The organism is Streptomyces sp. CA-210063 (assembly GCF_024612015.1).
GTDB lineage: Bacteria > Actinomycetota > Actinomycetes > Streptomycetales > Streptomycetaceae > Streptomyces.
The window spans coordinates 585281-604486 of record NZ_CP102512.1 but is presented as its reverse complement, the minus strand read 5'-3'; the positions used below and the strand labels follow the sequence as shown (position 1 = coordinate 604486).

The window sequence follows — 19206 nt, the reverse complement described above, 5'->3', positions numbered from 1 at the left end:
TCGGGCCCGCGTGGGTTCGGGTGGTGTGGTGGAGGGTCGGGTCGGCGTCGGTTCGGGTGGTGCGGTGGAGCACCACGCCCGCGTCGGTTCGGGCTCGGGGGAATGCCCGGCCTCCGGCGATCCGTGTTCCTCCGAGGCGCTCGGTGCCGGTGCGCGACGAGTGTCGGGTGCCGCGGTGGGCTCGGTGGACGGCGGTCGGGAGGTCGGGCCCGCCGCAGACGCAGGGCGGCCGGCCTTCGGTGAACCGGCAGAGCCTCGCCCGTCCCGCTTGCCCGTCACCGGCCCCCTCCGCCCGGCGGGCCGTGCGGTGCGGCGTCGTCGTCGACGATCTCCGCTCCGTCGGCGTCGCCCTTCACCCCGGTCGCGACCCCGGCCCCCGCCCCGAACAACTCCCGATACCCGGGCACACGCCACAACTCCCCAGGCGGCCCCACCGCCCGCACCCTCCCCTCGTCCAGCCACACCACCGAGTCCGCGCGGGCGGCCGTGGAGGCGCGGTGGGCGATGATCAGGCGGCTGCCGGCGGTGGTGGGGCCGAGGAGCGCCTCGGTGATGTGGTGCTCGGTGACGGTGTCGAGGCTGGAGAGGGCGTCGTCGAGGACGAGGAGGCGGCTGTCGCGGGCGAACGCCCGGGCGAGGCCGAGGCGTTGGGCCTCGCCGCCCGACAGAGGGGCGTCGGCGCAGGGGGTGGCGTAGCCGTCGGGGAGGCGGCGGACGAAGGTGTCGGCGTGCGCGGCGCGGGCGGCCTCCCGGATACGGGCCGGGGAGGGGCGGAGGACGCCGAAGGCGATCGTGTCCTCGACGGACTCGCCGAGCAGGGCCGGGCGTTCGAAGGCGTGGGTGATCGCCCGGCGCAGCTCCCGGCGGTCCAGTTCGGGCAGGGGCACGCCGTCGAGCCGTACCTCTCCCTCGTCCGGGTCCGTGAGCCGCCCGGCGATCGCCGCGAGCAGCGACTTGCCCGCGCCCGACCGACCGACGACGGCGACCGTGGTCCCGGCCGGTACGACGAGATCGACGCCGTCGAGCACGGTGCGCCCACCTCGGCGGACGGTCACACCGCGCAGCTCCAACTGCCCTTGTTCTGAGGGGCCGTGCGGCTCCGGCCGCCGCTGTCCGGAGGGATCACGCGAGTGCGGCCCCTCTCCAGTGGGATCGCGCAGATCCAGTTGCCCGTCTCCGGAGGGGGCGTGCGGGTCCGGCCGCCGCTGCTCGGAGCGATCGCGCGCATCCATCCCCTCTCGCTCCGACCCCACCCGCCCGGCCGGTGGGAGCAGGCGCTCGCCGTAGGCGATCGCGCGTTCGCCCAGCACCTCGTCGAGACGTCGGGCCGACGCTCGCGCGCGGACCAGCCCCGAGAGGTGCCCGACCAGTACGCCGACGCCCGCCGCCAGCACGGCGTAGCGGGACGCGGCCAGCAACTCACCTACAGACAGGCGCTGTTGGGCGAGCAGGACGCCTGCGGTGGCGACGACGCCGAGCTGGAGGAGCGGTGCCACGGCGGCCGCTCGTGCGGCGGCGCGGCCCTGGACGCGCCACATCCGGTGGCCCTCACAGGAGAGTTCGGGCAGGGGACGGAGGACACGTGTGACGGTCCGGTCGGCCGTTCCGGCGGCCGCGATCGTACGGAACCCGGCGACGGCCTCGGCCAGGCCGCCCGCGATACGGCCCTGGGCCCGCTGATAGCGCGTCACGCACGCGGAGGAGTCACGGGCGAGCGCACGCAGGAGGAGGGCGAGCAGCGGGGCGCCGATCAGGAACACCGCCGCGAGCCAGGGGCTGATCAGGCCCAGCGCCACCACCGCGCCCACCGGCGCCGCGAGCGCGGCGAGGAGCGCGGCGACCGTGGCGGGTGCCGTCCCCGCCTGGGCCGCGTTCCCGACGAGCCGGGCCACCAGGTCGCCGGGCCCGAACCGGCCGACGGCCCGTGGCCCCACGGCCAGTACGTGCCCGACCAGCCGGTGGCGCAGCCACGCGGTGACCCGGGCGTTCGTGGTCCCGCCGAGCACGGTCTCGACGGCATCCAGCAGGGCGAGGGCGAGGACCAGCCCGGTGCACCACAGCACCCGGCGCGAGCCGTCCGGGTCACCGGCCAGCAGCAGATCCAGGGCCTGGCCCAGCGCGAGCGGCAGCAACAGATTCGCCCCCGTGGCGGCCACGGCCACGAGCGCCAGGACCGTGCAACGGGGGCCGGACTGCCGGACGGTCGAGCGCAGCAGGGGGACGGACGCGGCTGCCGGGCTGGGAGCACCGGCTTCGGTGAGGGTCGTCATACCCGTCCTGACGTGGGATGACCGGATGAGTGAGCCCCGGACGGCCCCTCCCCGGACACGGGAGAGGAACCGTCCGGAGCTGTGGCACGACTCAGGCGCCGTGCCGGTTCGACGGACCTCCAGGACGTCCAGGACGCCCTGTCCGGGTCAGAGGCAGAGCGTGATGCTGGCCGCGCTCACACAGGACAGCACGCTCAGGGAGCTGGGGCCGCCGGTGCCGGTGGTCTCGTCGGCTTCCATCGTCTGCAGGTCGAGAAGTGCCATGTCGCTTCCTTTCGATCGGTGGCCCGCACAGGGCCTTTGGGGACGGGGGTGTTGCGTCACGACTCCGCCGGGCGGCGGAACCGCGTCATTGGGGCCGCCGTAGTGGCGGCAGGAACGGCAGCTGGGCCGTGGCGTCGGCGTCGGCGGCGAGCGCCGCGCCGAGGGCCAGCAGACACCCCGCCGTTCCGGTACCGAGGTCCATGGAGAGCCGCATCAAGTGGTTGCCGGGGAAGGCCAGCTGCCCCTGGTACGGCATCGCGTGCCAGCCGAGCGCGGCGATCTGTTCCGCCAGCCGCTCCCGTGGGGCACCCGTCCGGGCGAGATGGAGGATCATCCCGGCCCGGCCCTCGAACAGCCCCGGCTGCGCGTAGAAGCGATAGCCGGCGGCGGCGAGGACACCCGCACGCGTCTGCGTGAACGCGTCCGTTCCGGTGCCGGCCGCCAGGCCCGGACCGGTGCCGGCCGCCAGGCCCAGATAGTCGTCGAGCACCATCCCGACGCCCACGCTCCCGTCGCCGAGGTACGGCATCGTCCGCCATCCCTCGTCGACGGCCAGCCCGCCGTTCTTCTGCACGACCAGACACTCCAGGTCGTGCCGCAGGGCCTCGCCCGCCGCGTCGAGCCAGGTGGGGTCGCCCGTCGCCTCATGCCGGCGCAGCAGGAACAGCGCGGGACCGCTCGCTCCGCGCAGCAGGCCGGCGCGGCGGCGGGGCGGGTCCAAGCGGGGCTCGGCGAGGCGGCGTACGAGGAGGTGCGCGGCCTCCGCCGCCCGTTCGCGCAGCTCGGACTCGCCGGTGGTGCGCGCCAGGTGGTCCAGGACCAGACCCAGCCCGGCGAGACCGCCGCGCAGGTCGGACGAGAGCTTGTGCCACTTCTCGCTGAGGATCCGCTCGACCAGGTCCAGCGCCCGTTGCCGATGGCCGAGCCGGTCCAGGGTGTACGCGACGCCCGCGAGCCCGTCGTACAGGCCGAGCGGGGTCCCGATCGGCACCGGGTCGGTGTGGTCGAGCAGCCAGCGCTCGCCCTCCTCGTACCGCTCGGCGCCGGTCTCGGCGAGCGCGTACAGCACACCCGCGGCGCCGTGTGCGAGGCCGAGGCCACCCCCGTCGGAGAACTGGGCGACATCCCCGGGGAAGAGCCGGTCGTCCCGCTCCGGCGTGGCCGAGGCCAGGATCGCCTTGACCATCGAGTCACGGCTGTACGGCCAGTCACCGGGCTCGGCGAGGGACCAGCCACCGGGTTCGGCGGCGAGGGAGGGGAACGGCGAGGCCGAGGGGCCGCCCGGCGCGGGAGCCGCCACGGCGGGCCGAGGCACCTCGGACGCACCGGCCCCCACACCCTCCGCACGGGCCCGAGCCCCCTCCGCCCCGGTCGGTACGCGCTCCGCGGGACCGCTCCCACGGGTGATCTCCTCGACCGCCTCGTCGAGGAACGCGCGCGGCACCTCCGGGAACTGCTCCGCGATCACCTCGGCCAGATGCGCGGCCTTCGCCCGGTCCACCACGAACAGCGACGTGACCGGCAGGAACAGGGCGAGGCGCAGGCATGCCAGGGCGTAGCGGTCGACGTCCGGGCCGGTCCGGTCCGGGGGTGCCAGGAACCCGGGGTGGGCGACGATCTGGCGGCCGTTCTCCTCGGCGGGAGCCGCCGCCTCGAAGTCCAGGAGGGACACCGAGCGCTCGTCGGGCGCCACCATGATGTTGAAGACATGGAGGTCGTTGAAGACGATCCCGCGCGCGTGCACCGCCTCGACCGCCTCCTCGACGGCCCGGTGGACGTGCAACGCCCAGGCCGTGTACGCGGCGACCGCCCCCTTCTCGGGGTCCGAGGCGAGCAGCGGGTGCCGTTCGGCGACGTACGAGTTGAGCGGGCGGCCCTCGACGAAGTCCATGACGAGGAAGCGGTGGTCGCCGAGCGTGAACCAGTCGCGCACCTCGGGCACGACCCCCAGCCCCGCCAGCCGCTCCAGCGCGGCCTTCTCCCGCTCCAGCCGGGCCACCGCGTCGGCCCCGTCGGCGGCCAGCCCGGCGTGCGGGCGCCCCTCCTTGAGGACCACCCGGCGGCCGTCACGGGTGTCGGTGCCGACGTACACCCCGCCGCCGTTGGAGAAGTGCAGCGCCTTCTCGATGCGGTACGGCAGATCGCCGACCGTGGTCGTGTTGCGCGCCGCCAGCTGCGGTTCCAGGAACGCGGGCAGGGTCACCCAGTCGGGGACATGGAAGGTCGGCTTCCGCTGGTCCGGCACCAGGGTGTCCTCGCCGTCACGGACGGCCGGGACGAGCGTGCCGCGCTCGTCGACGACGAAGGAGCGGGCGAAGGCGCCGTAGCGGACGTACAGCGGTCCGTCGTTCCAGCGCAGGTCGGTGAGGATGTACGGCCCGTCGAGGCCGTCGAGGAGTTCGCCCAGCTCACGCAGGACGAGGTGCAGCTGCTTCTCGTCGGCCGGGTAGACGGTCACGAACTTGCCGCTGGTGTCACGGGCCGCGTACTTGGCGTTGCGCAGGTGCAGCAGGTGGGGGCCCGGCACGAACTTGAACGGGATCCGCCGGGGCACGCAGTAGTCCCACACGATCGCCGCGATCCGGTCCGCGTTCCCCCGGGTGGCGGAGGCGTGCACCTTCCATCCCTGGGTGGGGCCGGGACGTGGGCGGCCGCCGTCGTCGACCGGGGTCAGCGTCAGCCAGTCCCCGATCCGGGCGGCCCGCCAGCCCTCGGGGACCGCGCGCCGTGCCGTCTCGTAGCCGGGCGCCGCCGCGCCGGCGCGGTCACCGGCCGAGAGCCGGTCCGGTGTCTCGTAGAAGTGTCTGTCGGCGAGCGCGTACGCCTCGTACCGCTTGTCCATGCCAGTTCCCCCGGGTCGTGTGCCGTCTCCCCTGGGCCGGGTGACGACGAGCCTTCCAGCCCGCCGGAACGCCCGACAGTCACGGCTGTCACCAGAAAGCCGTCACGCGTGTCACGCGGTCACCGTGCGGAACGCACGCGTAAAGATTTGTTCGGGGCCTTTCGATACCGGCCGTAGGCGGTGGACTTCACGCAGGCCAGGGGGCCGAGTCTCGCGGAGCGGTCGCAGGGGCTGCGCGAGCGTGCAGGACGCGCTGTAATTGCGGACGTGGTCAGTGAGGGAGCAGCGGCACGCGGAACGCGGACCCTGCGTGCCGAAGTCGCCCTCAAGACGCTGACCGGCGATCTCGATCCGCAGGAGCGGCTGCACGCCATCCTCGAACAGGTGCTCGTCTTCGCGGGTGCGACCGTCGCGGCCGTGTACATCCCGGACGGCGAGGGCGATCTGCTGTCGCTGGCCGGCTCGGCCGGCGTACCGAGGAGCCTGTACGGGCTCCGCGACAGCTATCCGGCGTCCGGGACCGCCCCGGTCGCCGAGGCGTGCCGCACGGGCCGGCGGCGCTGGCTCGGCTCCGGCGAACTCCACCAGGACGACGACGTCCGCCGCGCCCACGCCAAGGACTTCTCGCTGGGCGTGCTGCCGCTGCGCGTGCGCGGCTGCCTGGTCGCCGTCGGGGACGGCACGGCCGGCTTCGACGCCGAGGACCGGCAGTGCCTGGATCTGCTCGCCGAGGCGGTCACCAGCGTCGCCCCCGCCCCGCCCGCCGGGCCCGGCGCCTCGTTCGACCTGGTCATGGACAGCGGGCGGGTCGACGTCGACGGCGGGCTGCTGGAGCTGTTCGGCATGGGCCCGGACGACTTCGACGGCCGGGTCGAGACCCTGCTCGCGCTGACGGTTCCCGAGGACCTGCCCGCACTGATGTCCGTCGTGGAGGCGGACCACATGTCCATCGGCGACCGGGAGCTGGAATTCCGCATTCTGCTCCCCTCCGGCGAGCAGAAGTGGCTGCGGCTGCGTGGCCGGCTGCTCCCCGGCGATCCGGCCAGCCCCGCCCACCTCGTGGGCCACGTCGCCGACGCCTCCACCCTGCGCACCGGCCGCGGCGACGTGGCCCGCATCCAGCGTCTCGCCGCCGCCCTGGCCACCGCCGGCACCGTCCGCGACGTCAGCCAGGCCGTGGTCACCGCCCTGCGCAAACCGCTCCACGCCGACCGGATCGCCCTCGCCGAGCTGGAGGCCGACCGCCTGGTCGTCACCGTCCTGGACCCGCCGCAGCCGGAGGCCTGGCCCGAGGTGTGGCGCTCCGAATGGCGCTACGAGTGGCCGGACGCGCCGGTGCGCACCATGCCGACGCTCGCCACCGCCCTGCGCGAGGGCCGCGCCGCCATCTGGCCCGCCGGAACCCCACTGGAACCCGCCCTCGCCGAAGTCGGCCCCGGCGGCCTCGCCGTCCTCCCGCTGCCCGCCGGCGGCCGGATGGCCGGGGCCTGCCTGATCGGCTGGGACACCCCCCACGACTTCGGCCCCGAGGAGCGCGCCCTGCTCACCGCCGCCGCGGGCCTCGCCGGGCAGGCCCTGATGCGCGCCCACGCCTTCGACGCCGAGCACGAACTCGTCGGCATGCTCCAGCGCACCCTCCTCCCACGCCGTCTGCCCGAGCTGCCCGGCGCGGTCGCCGTCGCCCGCTACCTGCCCACCACCGCGGGCCTGGAGGTCGGCGGCGACTGGTACGACGTCATCCCGCTGCCCGACAACCACGTCGCCCTCGTCATCGGCGACGTCCAGGGCCACAACGCGGGCGCCGCCACCCTCATGGGCCAGATGCGCACCGCCCTGCGCGCCTACGCCGTCGAGCGACACCCCCCGGACGTCGTCGTCTCGCACGCCAACCGGCTCCTCATGGACATGGAGACCGACCTCTTCGCCACCTGCTGCTACGTCGACATCGACATGGAGGAGGGCTCCGCCTGGTACGTCCGGGCCGGACACATCCCGCCGGTGCTGCGTCACCCGGACGGCACCACCGAGATCACCGAGTCGGAGGGCGGGCCCCCGCTCGGCGTCGTCCGGCAGGCCGACTTCCCGATGAGCCCGCTGCGCCTGGCCCCCGGCACCCTGCTCGCCCTCACCACGGACGGCCTCGTCGAATCCGCCGACCTGGATGTCGAGGACGGACTCGACCGCCTGGCCGAGGAACTGTCCGCCGCCGACCCCGCCCACCTCGGCGCGGTCGCCGACACCCTGCTGGCCGGCGCCAACCGCGACGACGACGTCGCCCTGCTCCTCATGCGCTACGACGGCATGGCCCTGCGCCCCCAGCGCGAGAACTGGACCGTCTGGCGCGTCCCGCAGGCCGTCGGCCAGGCCCGCCGCTACACCCGGCGCGTCCTGCGCGCCTGGGACATCGAGTCCGAGGCCGACACCGTGCTCCTCGTCGTCTCCGAACTCGTCACCAACGCCCTCGTCCACACCGACGGCCGGGTCCGCCTCGACCTCACCCTCCTCGGCGACCGCCTCCGCGTCGCCGTCGCCGACGCCTCACCCCGTACGCCGATGAAGCCCACGATCATCGGCTGGGAGGCCACCGGGGGCCGCGGCATCCTCCTCGTCGAGGCCATGTCCTCGGCCTGGGGCACCGTCCCGGTCAGCGGCGGCAAACAGGTGTGGGCGGAGATCCCCATCGGGTGACACCCTGACCCCGTGCGCCTGCTGCTGATGTCCGACACCCACCTGCCCAAGCGCGCGAAAGCGCTGCCCGAACCGCTGCTCGCCGAACTCCCGCACGCCGACGTGGTCGTCCACGCCGGCGACTGGGTCGACGAGGCCACCCTCGACCTTCTGGAAACCCGCTCCCACCGCCTGATCGCCGTGTACGGCAACAACGACGGCCCCGCCCTGCGCGCCCGCCTTTCCGAGGTGGCCCACGCCGAACTCGCCGGCCTGCGCCTCGCCGTCGTCCACGAGACGGGCCCCGCCCAGGGCCGCGAACCCCGTTGCGCCGCCCGCTTCCCCGACACCGACGTCCTCGTCTTCGGTCACAGCCACATCCCCTGGGACACGACCACGGCCACCGGCCTGCGCCTCCTCAACCCCGGCTCCCCGACGGACCGCCGCCGACAGCCCCACTGCACCTACATGACGGCGACGGTGACGGACGGCGCGCTGACGGACGTCCACCTGCACCGGCTGCCGCCCAGGACCTGACCGCACCGGGACGGGTCGGCGGATGGATCCCCCCGTCGTCGCCGTAAGCGGCACTCCGCTGCCGCCCCACTCCCCGACAGGGGAGCGCAGCCTTGGGGTCGGAATGTCGCGTGCGGGCGCGTCGTGGTCGCTCGCGCAGGTCCCCGCGCCCCTTCCAGGGGCGCGGGGAACTGCGCGAACGGGGTCCGGGGCGGAGCCCCGAGTCTTTGACGGGGGTCGAAGGGGCGCGCGGCCCCTGGGGGATGGGACGGGTAGGGGCGGCGGGGGCGAAGAAATTCGCTGGGAGTGCGTCAAGCGTTCTGCTTCACTGCACACGAAGCCCCACCGACCGACCAAGGAGCCCCGATGCGCGCCACGTCCATGTCCACCCAGGAAGGAATCACCCCCACTTCGAAGGACATGACGCTTGTCACGCACGCTCAATCTGGGCATCCTCGCGCACGTCGACGCAGGTAAGACCAGCCTCACCGAACGCCTGCTGCACACCGTCGGAGTCATCGACGAGATCGGCAGCGTCGACGACGGCAGCACCCGCACGGACTCCCTCGCGCTGGAACGCCGACGCGGCATCACCATCAAGTCCGCCGTCGTCTCCTTCGAGATCGACGACATCACCGTCAACCTCATCGACACCCCCGGCCACCCCGACTTCATCGCCGAGGTGGAACGGGTCCTCAACGTGCTCGACGGCGCCGTCCTCGTCATCTCGGCCGTCGAGGGCGTCCAGGCCCAGACCCGCGTCCTCATGCGCACCCTGCGCCGCCTGCGCATCCCCACACTGATCTTCGTCAACAAGATCGACCGCCGAGGGGCGCGTCACGGCGAACTCCTGGAGACCATCGCGACACGGCTCACCCCGGCGATCGTCCCCATGGGCGAGGCCCGTGAACTCGGCACACCCGCCGCCCACTTCACCCCGTACGACCCCCTCCCGCCCCGCCTCCTGGAACTCCTCGCCGAGCAAGACGACGGCCTGCTCGCCGCGTATCTCGACGACGAGACGACCGTCCCCGACACCCGACTGCGCACGGAACTCGCCGCCCAGACCGCCGAGACCCTGCTGCACCCGGTCTTCCACGGCTCCGCCATCACGGGCGCGGGCATCGACGAACTCGTCGCCGGAATCAGGGAGTTGCTGCCCGCGACCGAAGCGACCGAAGCGACCGAAGCAACGGAAGCGACCGAGGGCGACGCCGAGGGCCCGGTCTCCGGCACGGTCTTCAAGGTCGAACGCGGCCCGGCGGGCGAGAAGATCGCCTACGTGCGGATGTTCGACGGAACCGTACGCACCCGCGACCGCCTGACCTTCCGTGACGGCGAGCAGGAAGGCAAGGTCACCGCCATCAGCGTCTTCGAACACGGCACCGCCGTACGGGACACAGCCGTGTCGGCCGGCCGGATCGCCCAACTGTGGGGCCTCGCCGACATCCGCATCGGCGACACCATCGGCGTACCGCGCAAGCGAGCGGCGGCCGAGCACCACTTCGCGCCGCCCACCCTCGAGACGATCGTCCTCCCCGTCCACGCCGAGGACAGGGGCGCACTCCACCTCGCCCTCACCCAACTCGCCGAACAGGACCCGCTGATCGCCCTCCGGCACGACGACCTCCGTCAGGAGACCTCCGTGTCGCTGTACGGGGAGGTGCAGAAGGAGGTCGTGCAGGCGACGCTCGCCGACGAGTACGGCATCGACGTCATCTTCCGCGAGACGACGACCATCTGCGTCGAGCGCCTCGTCGGCAGCGGCTCGGCCGTCGAGTTCGACAAGAAGGACGGCAACCCCTTCCTCGCGACGGTCGGGCTGCGCGTGGAGCCGGCGCCGGTCGGCTCCGGGGTCGAGTTCCGCCTTGAAGTGGAGCTCGGGTCCATGCCGTACGCCTTCTTCAAGGCCGTCGAGGACACCGTGCGGGAGGTGCTGGAGCAGGGCGTCCACGGCTGGCGGGTCCCCGACTGCACGGTCACGATGACGCACTGCGGTTACTCGCCCCGGCAGAGCCACGCCCACCAGGGCTTCGACAAGAGCATGTCGAGCACGGGCGCGGACTTCCGCGGCCTGACCCCGCTGGTGCTGATGGACGCGCTGCGACGGGCCGGCATCCGGGTCCACGAGCCGATGCACCGCTTCCGCATCGGCGCCCCGGCGGACACCCTGAGCGCGGTCCTGCCGGTGCTGGCCGCCCATCGCGCCGTACCGCAGCACACGGAGACGATCGGAACGGCCGTACGGCTGGAGGGGCTCGTACCGGCCGCCCGGGTGCACGGGCTGGAGCAGCGGCTGCCCGGGCTCACCAGCGGCGAGGGCGAGTGGGAGACCGCCTTCGACCACTACGCGCCGGTCAGCGGCACCACCGTCCCCGAACGGCCGCGCACCGACCTCAATCCCCTCGAGCGCAAGGAGTACCTCCTGAACCTGACCCGGCGGGTCGGCGCCTGAAGGTGTGAGGCAAAGAATCAGCCGTGGCAGGTGAACCGTCTTGCGAAAACGGGTACTTACTCGTGCGTCAGTTGCTATTGACGGCCCGCCTGCCCATTGGGACGGTGGTGCGCATGTCGAATGTGGCGGACATGTCAAGATTGCGCACTCGTCTGCTCGGTGTCCTGGTACTCGTCACCGGCTTCCTGACCACGGCGGGCCCCACCCAGCCCGCCTCCGCGCTCACGGACGAACTCTGGTTCGACTCGCAGGCCGCGGCCACCCTCACCGTCGAGGGCGGCCGCTTCAAGGACGGACTCGGCCGCGAGGTCGTCCTGCGCGGCTACAACGTCTCGGGTGAGACGAAGCTCAAGGAGAACAACGGTCTGCCCTTCGCCTCGGTCGCCGACGCGAAGAAGTCGGCGACCGCGCTGAGGGCGCTCGGCGGCGGCAACTCCGTCCGCTTCCTGCTGTCCTGGGCGTACGCCGAACCGGTGCGCGGGCAGGTCGACACCACCTACCTCGCGGCGGCCACCGCACAGATGGGCGCGTTCCTGGACGCCGGGATCCGCGTCTACCCCGACTTCCACCAGGACCTCTACTCCCGCTGGCTGTTCGACTCGGACAGCTGGTACACCGGCGACGGCGCCCCCAAGTGGGCCGTCGACCTCGGCGACTACCCCGACGAGTACTGCGGGATCTGCCCGTTCTGGGGCCAGAACATCACCTCCAACGCGGCCGTGACGGAGTCGACGTACGACTTCTGGCACAACACCCACGGGCTCCAGGACTCCTTCCTGGCCACCGCGCAGAAGACGATGACGTACGTGAAGTCGAACCTCACGGCCGCCCAGTTCCAGGGCGTCGTCGGCTTCGACCCGTGGAACGAGCCGCATCCCGGGACCCTCGACTCGGGACAGACCAGCCGGGCCTGGGAGAAGGACGTCCTGTGGCCGTTCTACGTCAAGTTCCGCGCCCGCATGGACGCGGCGGGCTGGCAGTCCAAACCCGCCTTCGTCGAGCCGAACCTCTTCTGGAACGCCAACATCGACTTCCAGAAGCAGGAGGGCGGACTCCTCGACGCGGGCACGATCGGACCGCGCTTCGTCTTCAACACCCACTTCTACGACCAGAAGGCGATCTCCGGCGTCTTCATGTGGGGCAAGGCGGAGGACGGCCAGTACGTGACCGACTTCCAGGCCGTGCGTGACCGGGCCACCGCCGGCGGCACCACGGCGATCATCAGCGAGTTCGGACACCCGCTCGCCGGCTCGGTCTCCGACAAGGCGCCCACGGTCTACAAGGCCATGTACCAGGCGCTCGACTCCCGGGTGAAGGGCGCGAACTGGTGGTCGGAACCGGCCTCCTCAGGCCCGGTCCTCTCCGGCTCCCAGTGGCAGTGGGACATCTACAACGGCCGCCACCACGAGCTGATGAACGACAACCCCGACAAGGTGCGGACCGAGGGCGACGCCTGGAACGACGAGGACCTCTCCGCCGTACGCCTCGACGACTCCGGTAAGGCCGTGCTCCGCCAGGACGCCCGGATGCTCGACCGGATCTACCCGAGCGCCACGGCGGGGAGCACGGTCGCCTTCACCTACGAGGACCGCTCGCGGGACGGCTCCACGACGATGACGTGGAACCCGGTGCCCAGCTCACTGCCGAATGTCTCCTCGCTCGTCGGCTCCGGCCAGTACTCCCTGCTGGTCTGGCGCTCGGACGGCAGCACCGAACCGACCGAGCTGCACCTCCCGGCGTCCTTCCCCACCGCGTCCACCACGGTGGTGTCCGACCTCGGGGTGACGGCCACGCCGCCGGCGTACACCACGTCGACCCCGATCGCCGCCGCCAGGGAACCGGGCGGCACCGGCAGCCGCCGACTGCTCCTCACCGCCGCCGACTCGGGCAAGCTCCACTACGCCCTGGTCACCAACGGCGCGACAGCCCCGTCCGCCGCGCAACTGAGCGCGGCGCGGACGGAGCTGTCGAGGTGGCTGGCCTCCGAGTTCAGTTAGCGGAAGCTCCGGTCCAGTCGGCGGGCACCCGCGCCAGGCGCACGCGCTGCGGGTGGTCGCCGACCGCGACGGACACGGTCTTCCGTCCGGTGGCGAAATCGATCGCCGTGACCTGGTCGGCGCCGCTCTCGGAGACCACACAGGACTTGCCGTCACCGCTGACGGTCGACCAGTACGGCTTGGAGACGGGGACGAGCGGGCCCTCCTGGAGGGTCGCGCGGTCCACGACGGTCGCGTAGTCGTCCATCGTGCCCGCGACGCACAGCTTGGTGCCGTCCGGCTTCATCGTGAGGCCGTGGTGGCGGGAGTCGTTGACGAAGGTGGTGCGGTCGTCGCTGGTCGCCGGGTTCTTCGGCAGGGTCTTGGTACGGGTGATCTTGTCGGTGGCGATGTCGTACTCGAAGAAGCCGTTGAAGAACGACACCTGGAAGTACAGCTTCGTCTCGTCGGGCGAGAACGCGGCGGGGCGGACCGCGTCCGAGTAGTCGCCGAGCCCGATCGCGTCGAGCCGCTGCCGCATGTCGATCACCTTGACCTGCTGGAAGGTGTTCGCGTCGGCGACCGTGATCTTCCGGTCGCCCTTCGTCCAGTCCAGCCACGGAGCGTCGGTCTGGGTGTTCACATCGCCGATCGCCATGTTCCAGATGTACTTGCCGTCGCCGGTGAAGATGTTCTCGTGCGGCTTGTCGCCGGTCTTGAACGAACCGATCTGCCGGCCGGTGGCGATGTCCAGCACATGCACGGTGTTCCCCGTCGAGGCGGACACCGCGACCCGCTTGCCGTCGGGGGAGACCGCCATGTGGTCGGCGCGGTAACCCGACACGGGGAAACGCCAGTTGATGGCGCCGGTGGTGAGGTTGATGGAGACCACGTCGGCGAAGCTCGGGCGGGAGACGACCATCGACGAGCCGTCGGGCGTGGAGTACATGTCGTCCACGAACTGGTCGTGGCCCTCGCCCACGCTGTTGCGGATCGTCATGAAGGCGATCCACCTGATCGGATCGGCGTTGATCTCCGCCATCCGCTCGTCCTTGTCCGGGATGACATCGACCCGGCCGATCTTCGCGAAGTCGCCGGAGGACTTGATGACGTCCGCGGTGCCCTCCCAGTTGTTGCCCACGAACATCACCTCCCGCAGATCGGCCGCGGCGGTCGCCGGGGTGGCGGTCGCGGCGGCGGAGGCGGTCAGCGCGAGGGCGGCGGCGACGGCACCCAGGTGGCGGGTTCTACGGCGGCGAGGGCCGGGGGAGACGGTCATGGTCGGTTCCTCCTGCGCGGGTGGAGTCTGAACACACCTGTGTTCAGAGCAGACTTACTGGAAAGTAAGGAACTGTCGCGCTTCACCACAAGACCAGGGACACGACAAAATCGACCGACGGCCGAACCGGTCGTCGCGACGACTGAGGTGCCGGCGGGAGGAGAAGCGTGGAGGGCAGACTCAAACAGCCCACCGGCCGATACGGGGGCAGGTCCGCGGCGGAGCGCCGGGCCGAGCGCCGCGGCCGCTTCCTCGACGCGGGCCTCCAGCTCTTCGGCGACAGCCCCGGCTACCGGGGGACCACGATCGCGGCGCTGAGCGAGGCCGCCGGACTGTCGACCCGTCAGTTCTACGAGGAGTTCCGCACCCTGGAGGACGTGCTCGCCGCTCTCCATCTCCAGGTCAACGACTGGGCCGAGGAGGCCGCGCTCACCGGCCTCGCCACGGCGGACGGGCAGCCGATCGCCGAGCGCGCCACCGCCGCGTTCCGCGCCTACGCCGCGAACGTCACCGGCGACCCGCGCCGGCTGCGCATCACCTTCACCGAGATCATCGGCGTCAGCCCCCGCCTGGAGCGCCAGCGCCTCGAACGCCGCTCCCGCTGGGTCGACTTCATCTGCGCCGAGGCCGCCGCGGCCGCCGAACGCGGCGAGGCCGACCACCGCGACTACCGCATCGCCGCCACCGCCTTCATCGGCAGCGTCAACGGCCTCCTCCACGACTGGCAGGCCGGCTGGGTCGACGCACCCCTCGAGGAGGTGGTCGACGAACTCGTCCGACTGCTGCTGGGGACACTGCGACCGGCGGGGTGGCGGCCGGAGGAGACCTGAGGCAGGAGCCCACCGCAATCAGGACGGCCGGTGCCCGGGGCGGGGAAGTCGGTTCACCGGTGTCAGGAAAGCCGGTTCACCGCCGCCAGGACCGGCCCCACCCCGTCCTCCGCGCGCACTTCCTCGGCCAGGGTGTGGGCGCGGCGGCCGTACGACGGATCGCCGGTCGCCCGCCGCAGTGCGGCCTCCAACGCCGCGGCCGTGAAGCCGCGCAGGGGCACGGCCCCCGGAGACACCCCGAGGGCGACCAGGCGGGCGGCCCAGAAGCCCTCGTCGAACTGCACGGGTACGGGCACGGCCGGGACCCCGGCGCGCAGGCCGGCCGCCGTGGTGCCCGCGCCCGCGTGGTGGACGACGGCCGCCATCCTCGGGAAGAGCAGGGAGTGCGGGACCTCGCCCACGGTGAACATGTCCTCGCCCTCACCGCGCAGTTCGCCCCAGCCGCGCTGGATCACCCCGCGCAGCCCGGCCGCCCGCAGGGCCCGTACGACGTCGGTGCTCATCCGCTCGGGATCGGGCACGGTGGCGCTGCCCAGACCCACGAAGACCGGGGGCGGCCCGGCGTCGAGGAAGTCCAGCAGCGGGGCGGGCAGCCGGTCCTCGCGGTCGTACGGCCACCAGTAACCGGTGACGTCCAGCCCGGGCCGCCAGTCGCCGGGACGGGGGACCACCCGGGGGCTGAAGCCGTGGAACACCGGCCAGCCCAGCCGGTCCCGGGTGCGCCGCGCGGCGACCCGCCCGGTGCGCGGAAGGCCGTACTCGGCGCGCAGCCTCCGTACCTCCTCGGTGAAGATCCACTCGACAGCCGTGTTCACCGCGTGCCCGGCCGCCCGGTTGACCACCGGGCCCCAGGAGCGGACCCCGGTCATCGGCGGCGCGAACTCCCGTGTCGGTGCCAGGGGTTGGAGGTTCACGCCCAGGCTGGGGATCGACAGCCCCTGGCCGATGGTGTGGCCGAGCGGCGCGAGGGTGCCGGCCAGCAGCAGGACGTCACTGGCGCGGGCGGCGGCCACCAGATCGCCCGCCATCCGCCCCACGAGACTCCGGGCCATCTCCACCGCCCGGTACAGCTTGCCCGCCCCGGTGGAACTCCGGTGGAGCCCCTGCCCGCGCTCCGACTCCAGTTCCTCCCGCGGATCCACGGGCAGGGAGTGGAAGGCGACCCCCGAGTCCGCCACCAGGGGCTCGAACCGGGCATGGGTCACCAGTGTGACCTCGTGCCCGGCCCGCAGGAGCCCGTGTCCCAGTCCGGTGTACGGGGCCACGTCGCCCCGGGAACCCGCCGTCATGATCGCTACGCGCACGCCCGCCAGTATGGCGGCGCGACCGCGCCGGCACAGGCGTACCGGACGCGATGACCCGAAAGAGCCCCTGAAGATGACCGGCCGGCACGACGGGGGAGCGGAGCGGTGACGTACGCGCGGAACGAAGTACGTGAGGGGCTGGCCGGGAACCCGTCACTGCCGCCCGACCGAGGACTTCGTGGTCCGGTTGATGATCTGTGAGGATGGCGCCAGGATCGACGAGCTGCTGCGGGACCGCGCCTGGCGGCGTCCAACTCCGCGCTCCCCGTGACGGACATGCACCGGATCCTGGACGAACTGGGGCATCCCGGCCCGACGTTCCTGCTACTCGTCCTCGTCCCAGGCCTGGACCATGGTCTGGTCGACGATCTTGCCGTCCCGCAGGGAGATCATCGAGCTCGCCAGGACCCGCACCCCGTCGGGGTATTCGCAGGACTCGGTGAAGGCGACCTGGTCGCCCTGGACGACGCACTGCTCGACCTTGTGGGTCATGTCCCGGCCGCAGACGTCCTCCAGCATCGCGGCGATCTCGGGCCGGCCGTGCAGGACCTTGGGATGGCTGGGCTGGGTGTTGCGGTCCACGACGCGCATCTCGGCGTCGTCCGCGTAGAGCGACACCAGTGTCGCCGCGTCCGCCTGCTCGGTGCCCCGGCGCAGCGCTTCGGTGTCGAAGGCGGGGCTTGTGGCTGTGCCCATGGGTGACCTCCTCGGTAGGCCGCGGCCCGGCAGGGAGGAGCGGGCCGCGAAAGGCCTCTCCTCCGAGGCTCCTCCGCCGTGCGGGACCCGGCAAACGCAGCCGGGGCGTGCGCTTCATGGGTGAGCGGCCGTGACCGTCGGGGACCGGGCACCGTTGCTGAGGGCATGATCTCAACTCGACGTATCGTCGCCGCCGTGGGTCTCGCCGTCGGTGTCACGGGCCTGGCCGCACCGATGGCGCACGCGGGCGCCACGGCGGACGGGACCAGGTTCAGCCCGATGGCCACGCTGGACTCGCTCACCGTCACCGACCTCCCCGAGGAGCACAAGGCCACCATGCCGCGCCCCTCGCAGCAGGTGAAGAACCTCGACAAGGTCCACGAGCTGAACCGGTTGAACGAACTGCACCAGGTCACCGACATGGCCGCGCCCGCCGTCGGGCTGCTGGGCGCCATCGAGTAGCGAATTCGCCCTCCGACCGAGAGCCCCGCCGCGTGGACACAGCGGCGGGGCTCTTGACATTCCCGGGGCCCGGGCAGAGCATCACGGAACAGTAACGTGAATTGAATTTCACATTACGAACGAACCTGAGCGATCAAGCTCGATCACGTACCGTCGTCGATACGTACCCCGAGGAAGCCGCACCATGGCCATAACCCGTGACCTGTTGATCGGCGGCAAGGACGTGCCCGCCACGTCCGGCCGCACCGCCGAGGACCTCGACCCGTACACGGGGGAGGTGTACGCGACGGTCGCGGCGGCCGGACCGGAGGACGTCCGGCGGGCCGTGGACGCCGCCGACGCCGCGTTCGAGGAGTGGGCCGCGCTCACCCCCTTCGCCCGGCGGGCGATCTTCTTCAAGGCCGCCGATCTGCTGGAGGGCCGGGGCGACCAGGTCGCCGACATCATGGCCCGGGAGGCGGGCGGCACCCGCCCGTGGGCCTACTTCAACGTGGCACTCGCGGCGAACATCCTGCGCGAGGCGGCGGCCGCGATCACCGCTCCGCGCGGTGAGGTCCTCAGCAGCCAGAAAGAGGGCGCACTGAGCCTCGCGGTGCGTGAACCCCTGGGCGTGGTGGCCGCCTTCGCTCCGTGGAACGCGCCCGTCATCCTCGGCGTACGGGCCGTGGCGGCACCGCTGGCCGCCGGCAACACCGTCGTCGTCAAGCCCAGCGAGGACGCGCCGATCGCCTGCGGACTGCTGGTCGCGGACGTGCTCCGGGAGGCGGGCCTGCCCGACGGCGTGCTCAACGTGGTCACCAACGCTCCCGAGGACGCGGCGGAGATCGCCGAGGCGCTGATCTCCGACGAGCGGGTGCGCGCGGTGAACTTCACCGGCTCCACCCACGTCGGCCGGATCATCGGTGAGCACGCGGCCCGCCACCTCAAGCCCGCCGTACTGGAGTTGGGCGGCAAGAACGCGGTCATCGTGCTCGACGACGCCGACGTGGACTACGCGGTCGACGCCGTCACCTTCAGCGTCTTCATGAACGCCGGACAGATCTGCATGTCCGGCGACCGGATCCTCGTCCACGAGTCGCTGGCCGAGGAGTTCGCGCAGAAGTTCACCGCCAAGGTCGCCACCCTCCAGGCGGGCGACCCGAACCACCCGCACACGGTGGTCGGCCCGCTGGTCAGCGCCGACGCCGCCCAGCGGATCGCGGCGCTGGTGAAGGACGCCGTCGCCAAGGGCGCCACGGTGCTCACCGGGGGCGGGCAGCCGGAGGGCGCGGTGCACCCGGCGACCGTGCTCACCGACGTCCCCAAGAACGCCGACCTCTACCACCAGGAGTCCTTCGGTCCGCTCTGCGTGCTGGAGACGTTCGCCGCCGACGACACCGCCGTGGCCGTCGCCAACGACACCGACAACGGCCTGAGCTGCGGCATCATCACCGAGAACGCCACCCACGGACTGGCCGTCGCCCGCCGTATCCGCACCGGCATCGTGCACGTCAACGACCAGTCGGTGGCCGACGAGCCGATGGCCCCCTTCGGCGGGGTGAAGGCCTCCGGTTACGGGCGCTTCGGCGGCCGGTGGGGCATCGAGGCGTTCTCCAACACCCGCTGGGTGACCATCGCCACCCAGCAGGCGCACTTCCCCTTCTGA

General features: G+C 72.3%; 13 protein-coding genes. 7 read left to right on the top strand and 6 right to left on the bottom strand.

The window, feature by feature from the left end:
• Positions 1–275: 275 nt before the first annotated feature.
• The 3 genes from JIX56_RS02590 to lanKC form a co-directional block, all read right to left on the bottom strand.
• The gene (locus JIX56_RS02590) at positions 276–2270 is read right to left on the bottom strand and encodes an ATP-binding cassette domain-containing protein (protein WP_257537120.1); all 1995 of its coding nucleotides are present in this window, start codon (positions 2268–2270) and stop codon (positions 276–278) included.
• 147 nt (positions 2271–2417) lie between these two features.
• Positions 2418–2534: a SapB/AmfS family lanthipeptide gene (locus tag JIX56_RS02585; protein ID WP_005483995.1), complete on the bottom strand. Its 117-nt coding sequence runs from the start codon at positions 2532–2534 to the stop codon at positions 2418–2420.
• An 85-nt stretch (positions 2535–2619) separates the two neighbouring features.
• Positions 2620–5376 (bottom strand): class III lanthionine synthetase LanKC, encoded by a 2757-nt coding sequence (gene lanKC, locus JIX56_RS02580; RefSeq protein WP_257537119.1) that lies wholly within the window; start codon positions 5374–5376, stop codon positions 2620–2622.
• Positions 5377–5643: 267 nt separating this feature from the next.
• On the opposite strand from lanKC, the gene JIX56_RS02575 reads away from it, so the two are divergent.
• The 4 genes from JIX56_RS02575 to JIX56_RS02560 all read left to right on the top strand — a co-directional run bounded on the left by JIX56_RS02575 (position 5644) and on the right by JIX56_RS02560 (position 13011).
• Positions 5644–8064, top strand: coding sequence for a SpoIIE family protein phosphatase (locus tag JIX56_RS02575; RefSeq protein ID WP_257537118.1), 2421 nt, complete (start codon positions 5644–5646; stop codon positions 8062–8064).
• 12 nt (positions 8065–8076) lie between these two features.
• Positions 8077–8580, top strand: coding sequence for a metallophosphoesterase family protein (locus JIX56_RS02570; protein ID WP_257537117.1), 504 nt, complete (start codon positions 8077–8079; stop codon positions 8578–8580).
• Positions 8581–8986: 406 nt separating this feature from the next.
• Positions 8987–11014, top strand: a complete 2028-nt coding sequence (locus tag JIX56_RS02565) for an elongation factor G (RefSeq protein ID WP_257537116.1) — start codon at positions 8987–8989, stop codon at positions 11012–11014.
• Between the two features lie 131 nt (positions 11015–11145).
• The gene (locus JIX56_RS02560; RefSeq protein ID WP_257537115.1) at positions 11146–13011 is read left to right on the top strand and encodes a cellulase family glycosylhydrolase; all 1866 of its coding nucleotides are present in this window, start codon (positions 11146–11148) and stop codon (positions 13009–13011) included.
• Here JIX56_RS02560 and JIX56_RS02555 read toward each other — a convergent pair.
• Complete coding sequence (locus JIX56_RS02555) at positions 13004–14269, bottom strand: YncE family protein (protein WP_257537114.1); 1266 nt, start codon at positions 14267–14269, stop codon at positions 13004–13006. The two genes, JIX56_RS02560 and JIX56_RS02555, sit on opposite strands and share 8 nt — an antisense overlap.
• A 167-nt stretch (positions 14270–14436) precedes the next feature.
• On the opposite strand from JIX56_RS02555, the gene JIX56_RS02550 reads away from it, so the two are divergent.
• On the top strand, positions 14437–15099 hold the full coding sequence (locus tag JIX56_RS02550; RefSeq protein ID WP_257537113.1) for a TetR/AcrR family transcriptional regulator: 663 nt from the start codon (positions 14437–14439) through the stop codon (positions 15097–15099).
• Between the two features lie 62 nt (positions 15100–15161).
• Here the strand turns inward: JIX56_RS02550 and JIX56_RS02545 are convergent, their stop codons facing one another.
• The gene (locus tag JIX56_RS02545; RefSeq protein ID WP_257550702.1) at positions 15162–16388 is read right to left on the bottom strand and encodes a glycosyltransferase; all 1227 of its coding nucleotides are present in this window, start codon (positions 16386–16388) and stop codon (positions 15162–15164) included.
• A 339-nt stretch (positions 16389–16727) separates the two neighbouring features.
• Positions 16728–17099: a nuclear transport factor 2 family protein gene (locus JIX56_RS02540; protein ID WP_257537112.1), complete on the bottom strand. Its 372-nt coding sequence runs from the start codon at positions 17097–17099 to the stop codon at positions 16728–16730.
• Positions 17100–17264: 165 nt separating this feature from the next.
• Here JIX56_RS02540 and JIX56_RS02535 point away from each other — a divergent pair, with 165 nt between their 5' ends.
• Together JIX56_RS02535 and JIX56_RS02530 are read left to right on the top strand one after the other, a co-directional pair.
• Positions 17265–17561 carry a hypothetical protein gene (locus JIX56_RS02535; RefSeq protein WP_257537111.1) on the top strand — a complete coding sequence of 99 codons (297 nt, stop codon included), beginning with the start codon at positions 17265–17267 and terminating at the stop codon, positions 17559–17561.
• Between the two features lie 184 nt (positions 17562–17745).
• Complete coding sequence (locus JIX56_RS02530; RefSeq protein WP_257537110.1) at positions 17746–19206, top strand: aldehyde dehydrogenase family protein; 1461 nt, start codon at positions 17746–17748, stop codon at positions 19204–19206.

What these genes read in the sequence shown, in the direction of transcription:
- JIX56_RS02535 (WP_257537111.1), top strand. Translation starts at nt 17,265, where the DNA reads ATGATCTCAACTCGACGTATCGTCGCCGCCGTGGGTCTCGCCGTCGGT.
- JIX56_RS02560 (WP_257537115.1), top strand. Translation starts at nt 11,146, where the DNA reads ATGTCAAGATTGCGCACTCGTCTGCTCGGTGTCCTGGTACTCGTCACC.
- JIX56_RS02555 (WP_257537114.1), bottom strand. Translation starts at nt 14,269, where the DNA reads ATGACCGTCTCCCCCGGCCCTCGCCGCCGTAGAACCCGCCACCTGGGT.
- JIX56_RS02585 (WP_005483995.1), bottom strand. Translation starts at nt 2,534, where the DNA reads ATGGCACTTCTCGACCTGCAGACGATGGAAGCCGACGAGACCACCGGC.
- JIX56_RS02540 (WP_257537112.1), bottom strand. Translation starts at nt 17,099, where the DNA reads ATGGGCACAGCCACAAGCCCCGCCTTCGACACCGAAGCGCTGCGCCGG.
- JIX56_RS02545 (WP_257550702.1), bottom strand. Translation starts at nt 16,388, where the DNA reads ATGACGGCGGGTTCCCGGGGCGACGTGGCCCCGTACACCGGACTGGGA.
- JIX56_RS02590 (WP_257537120.1), bottom strand. Translation starts at nt 2,270, where the DNA reads ATGACGACCCTCACCGAAGCCGGTGCTCCCAGCCCGGCAGCCGCGTCC.
- JIX56_RS02530 (WP_257537110.1), top strand. Translation starts at nt 17,746, where the DNA reads ATGGCCATAACCCGTGACCTGTTGATCGGCGGCAAGGACGTGCCCGCC.
- lanKC (WP_257537119.1), bottom strand. Translation starts at nt 5,376, where the DNA reads ATGGACAAGCGGTACGAGGCGTACGCGCTCGCCGACAGACACTTCTAC.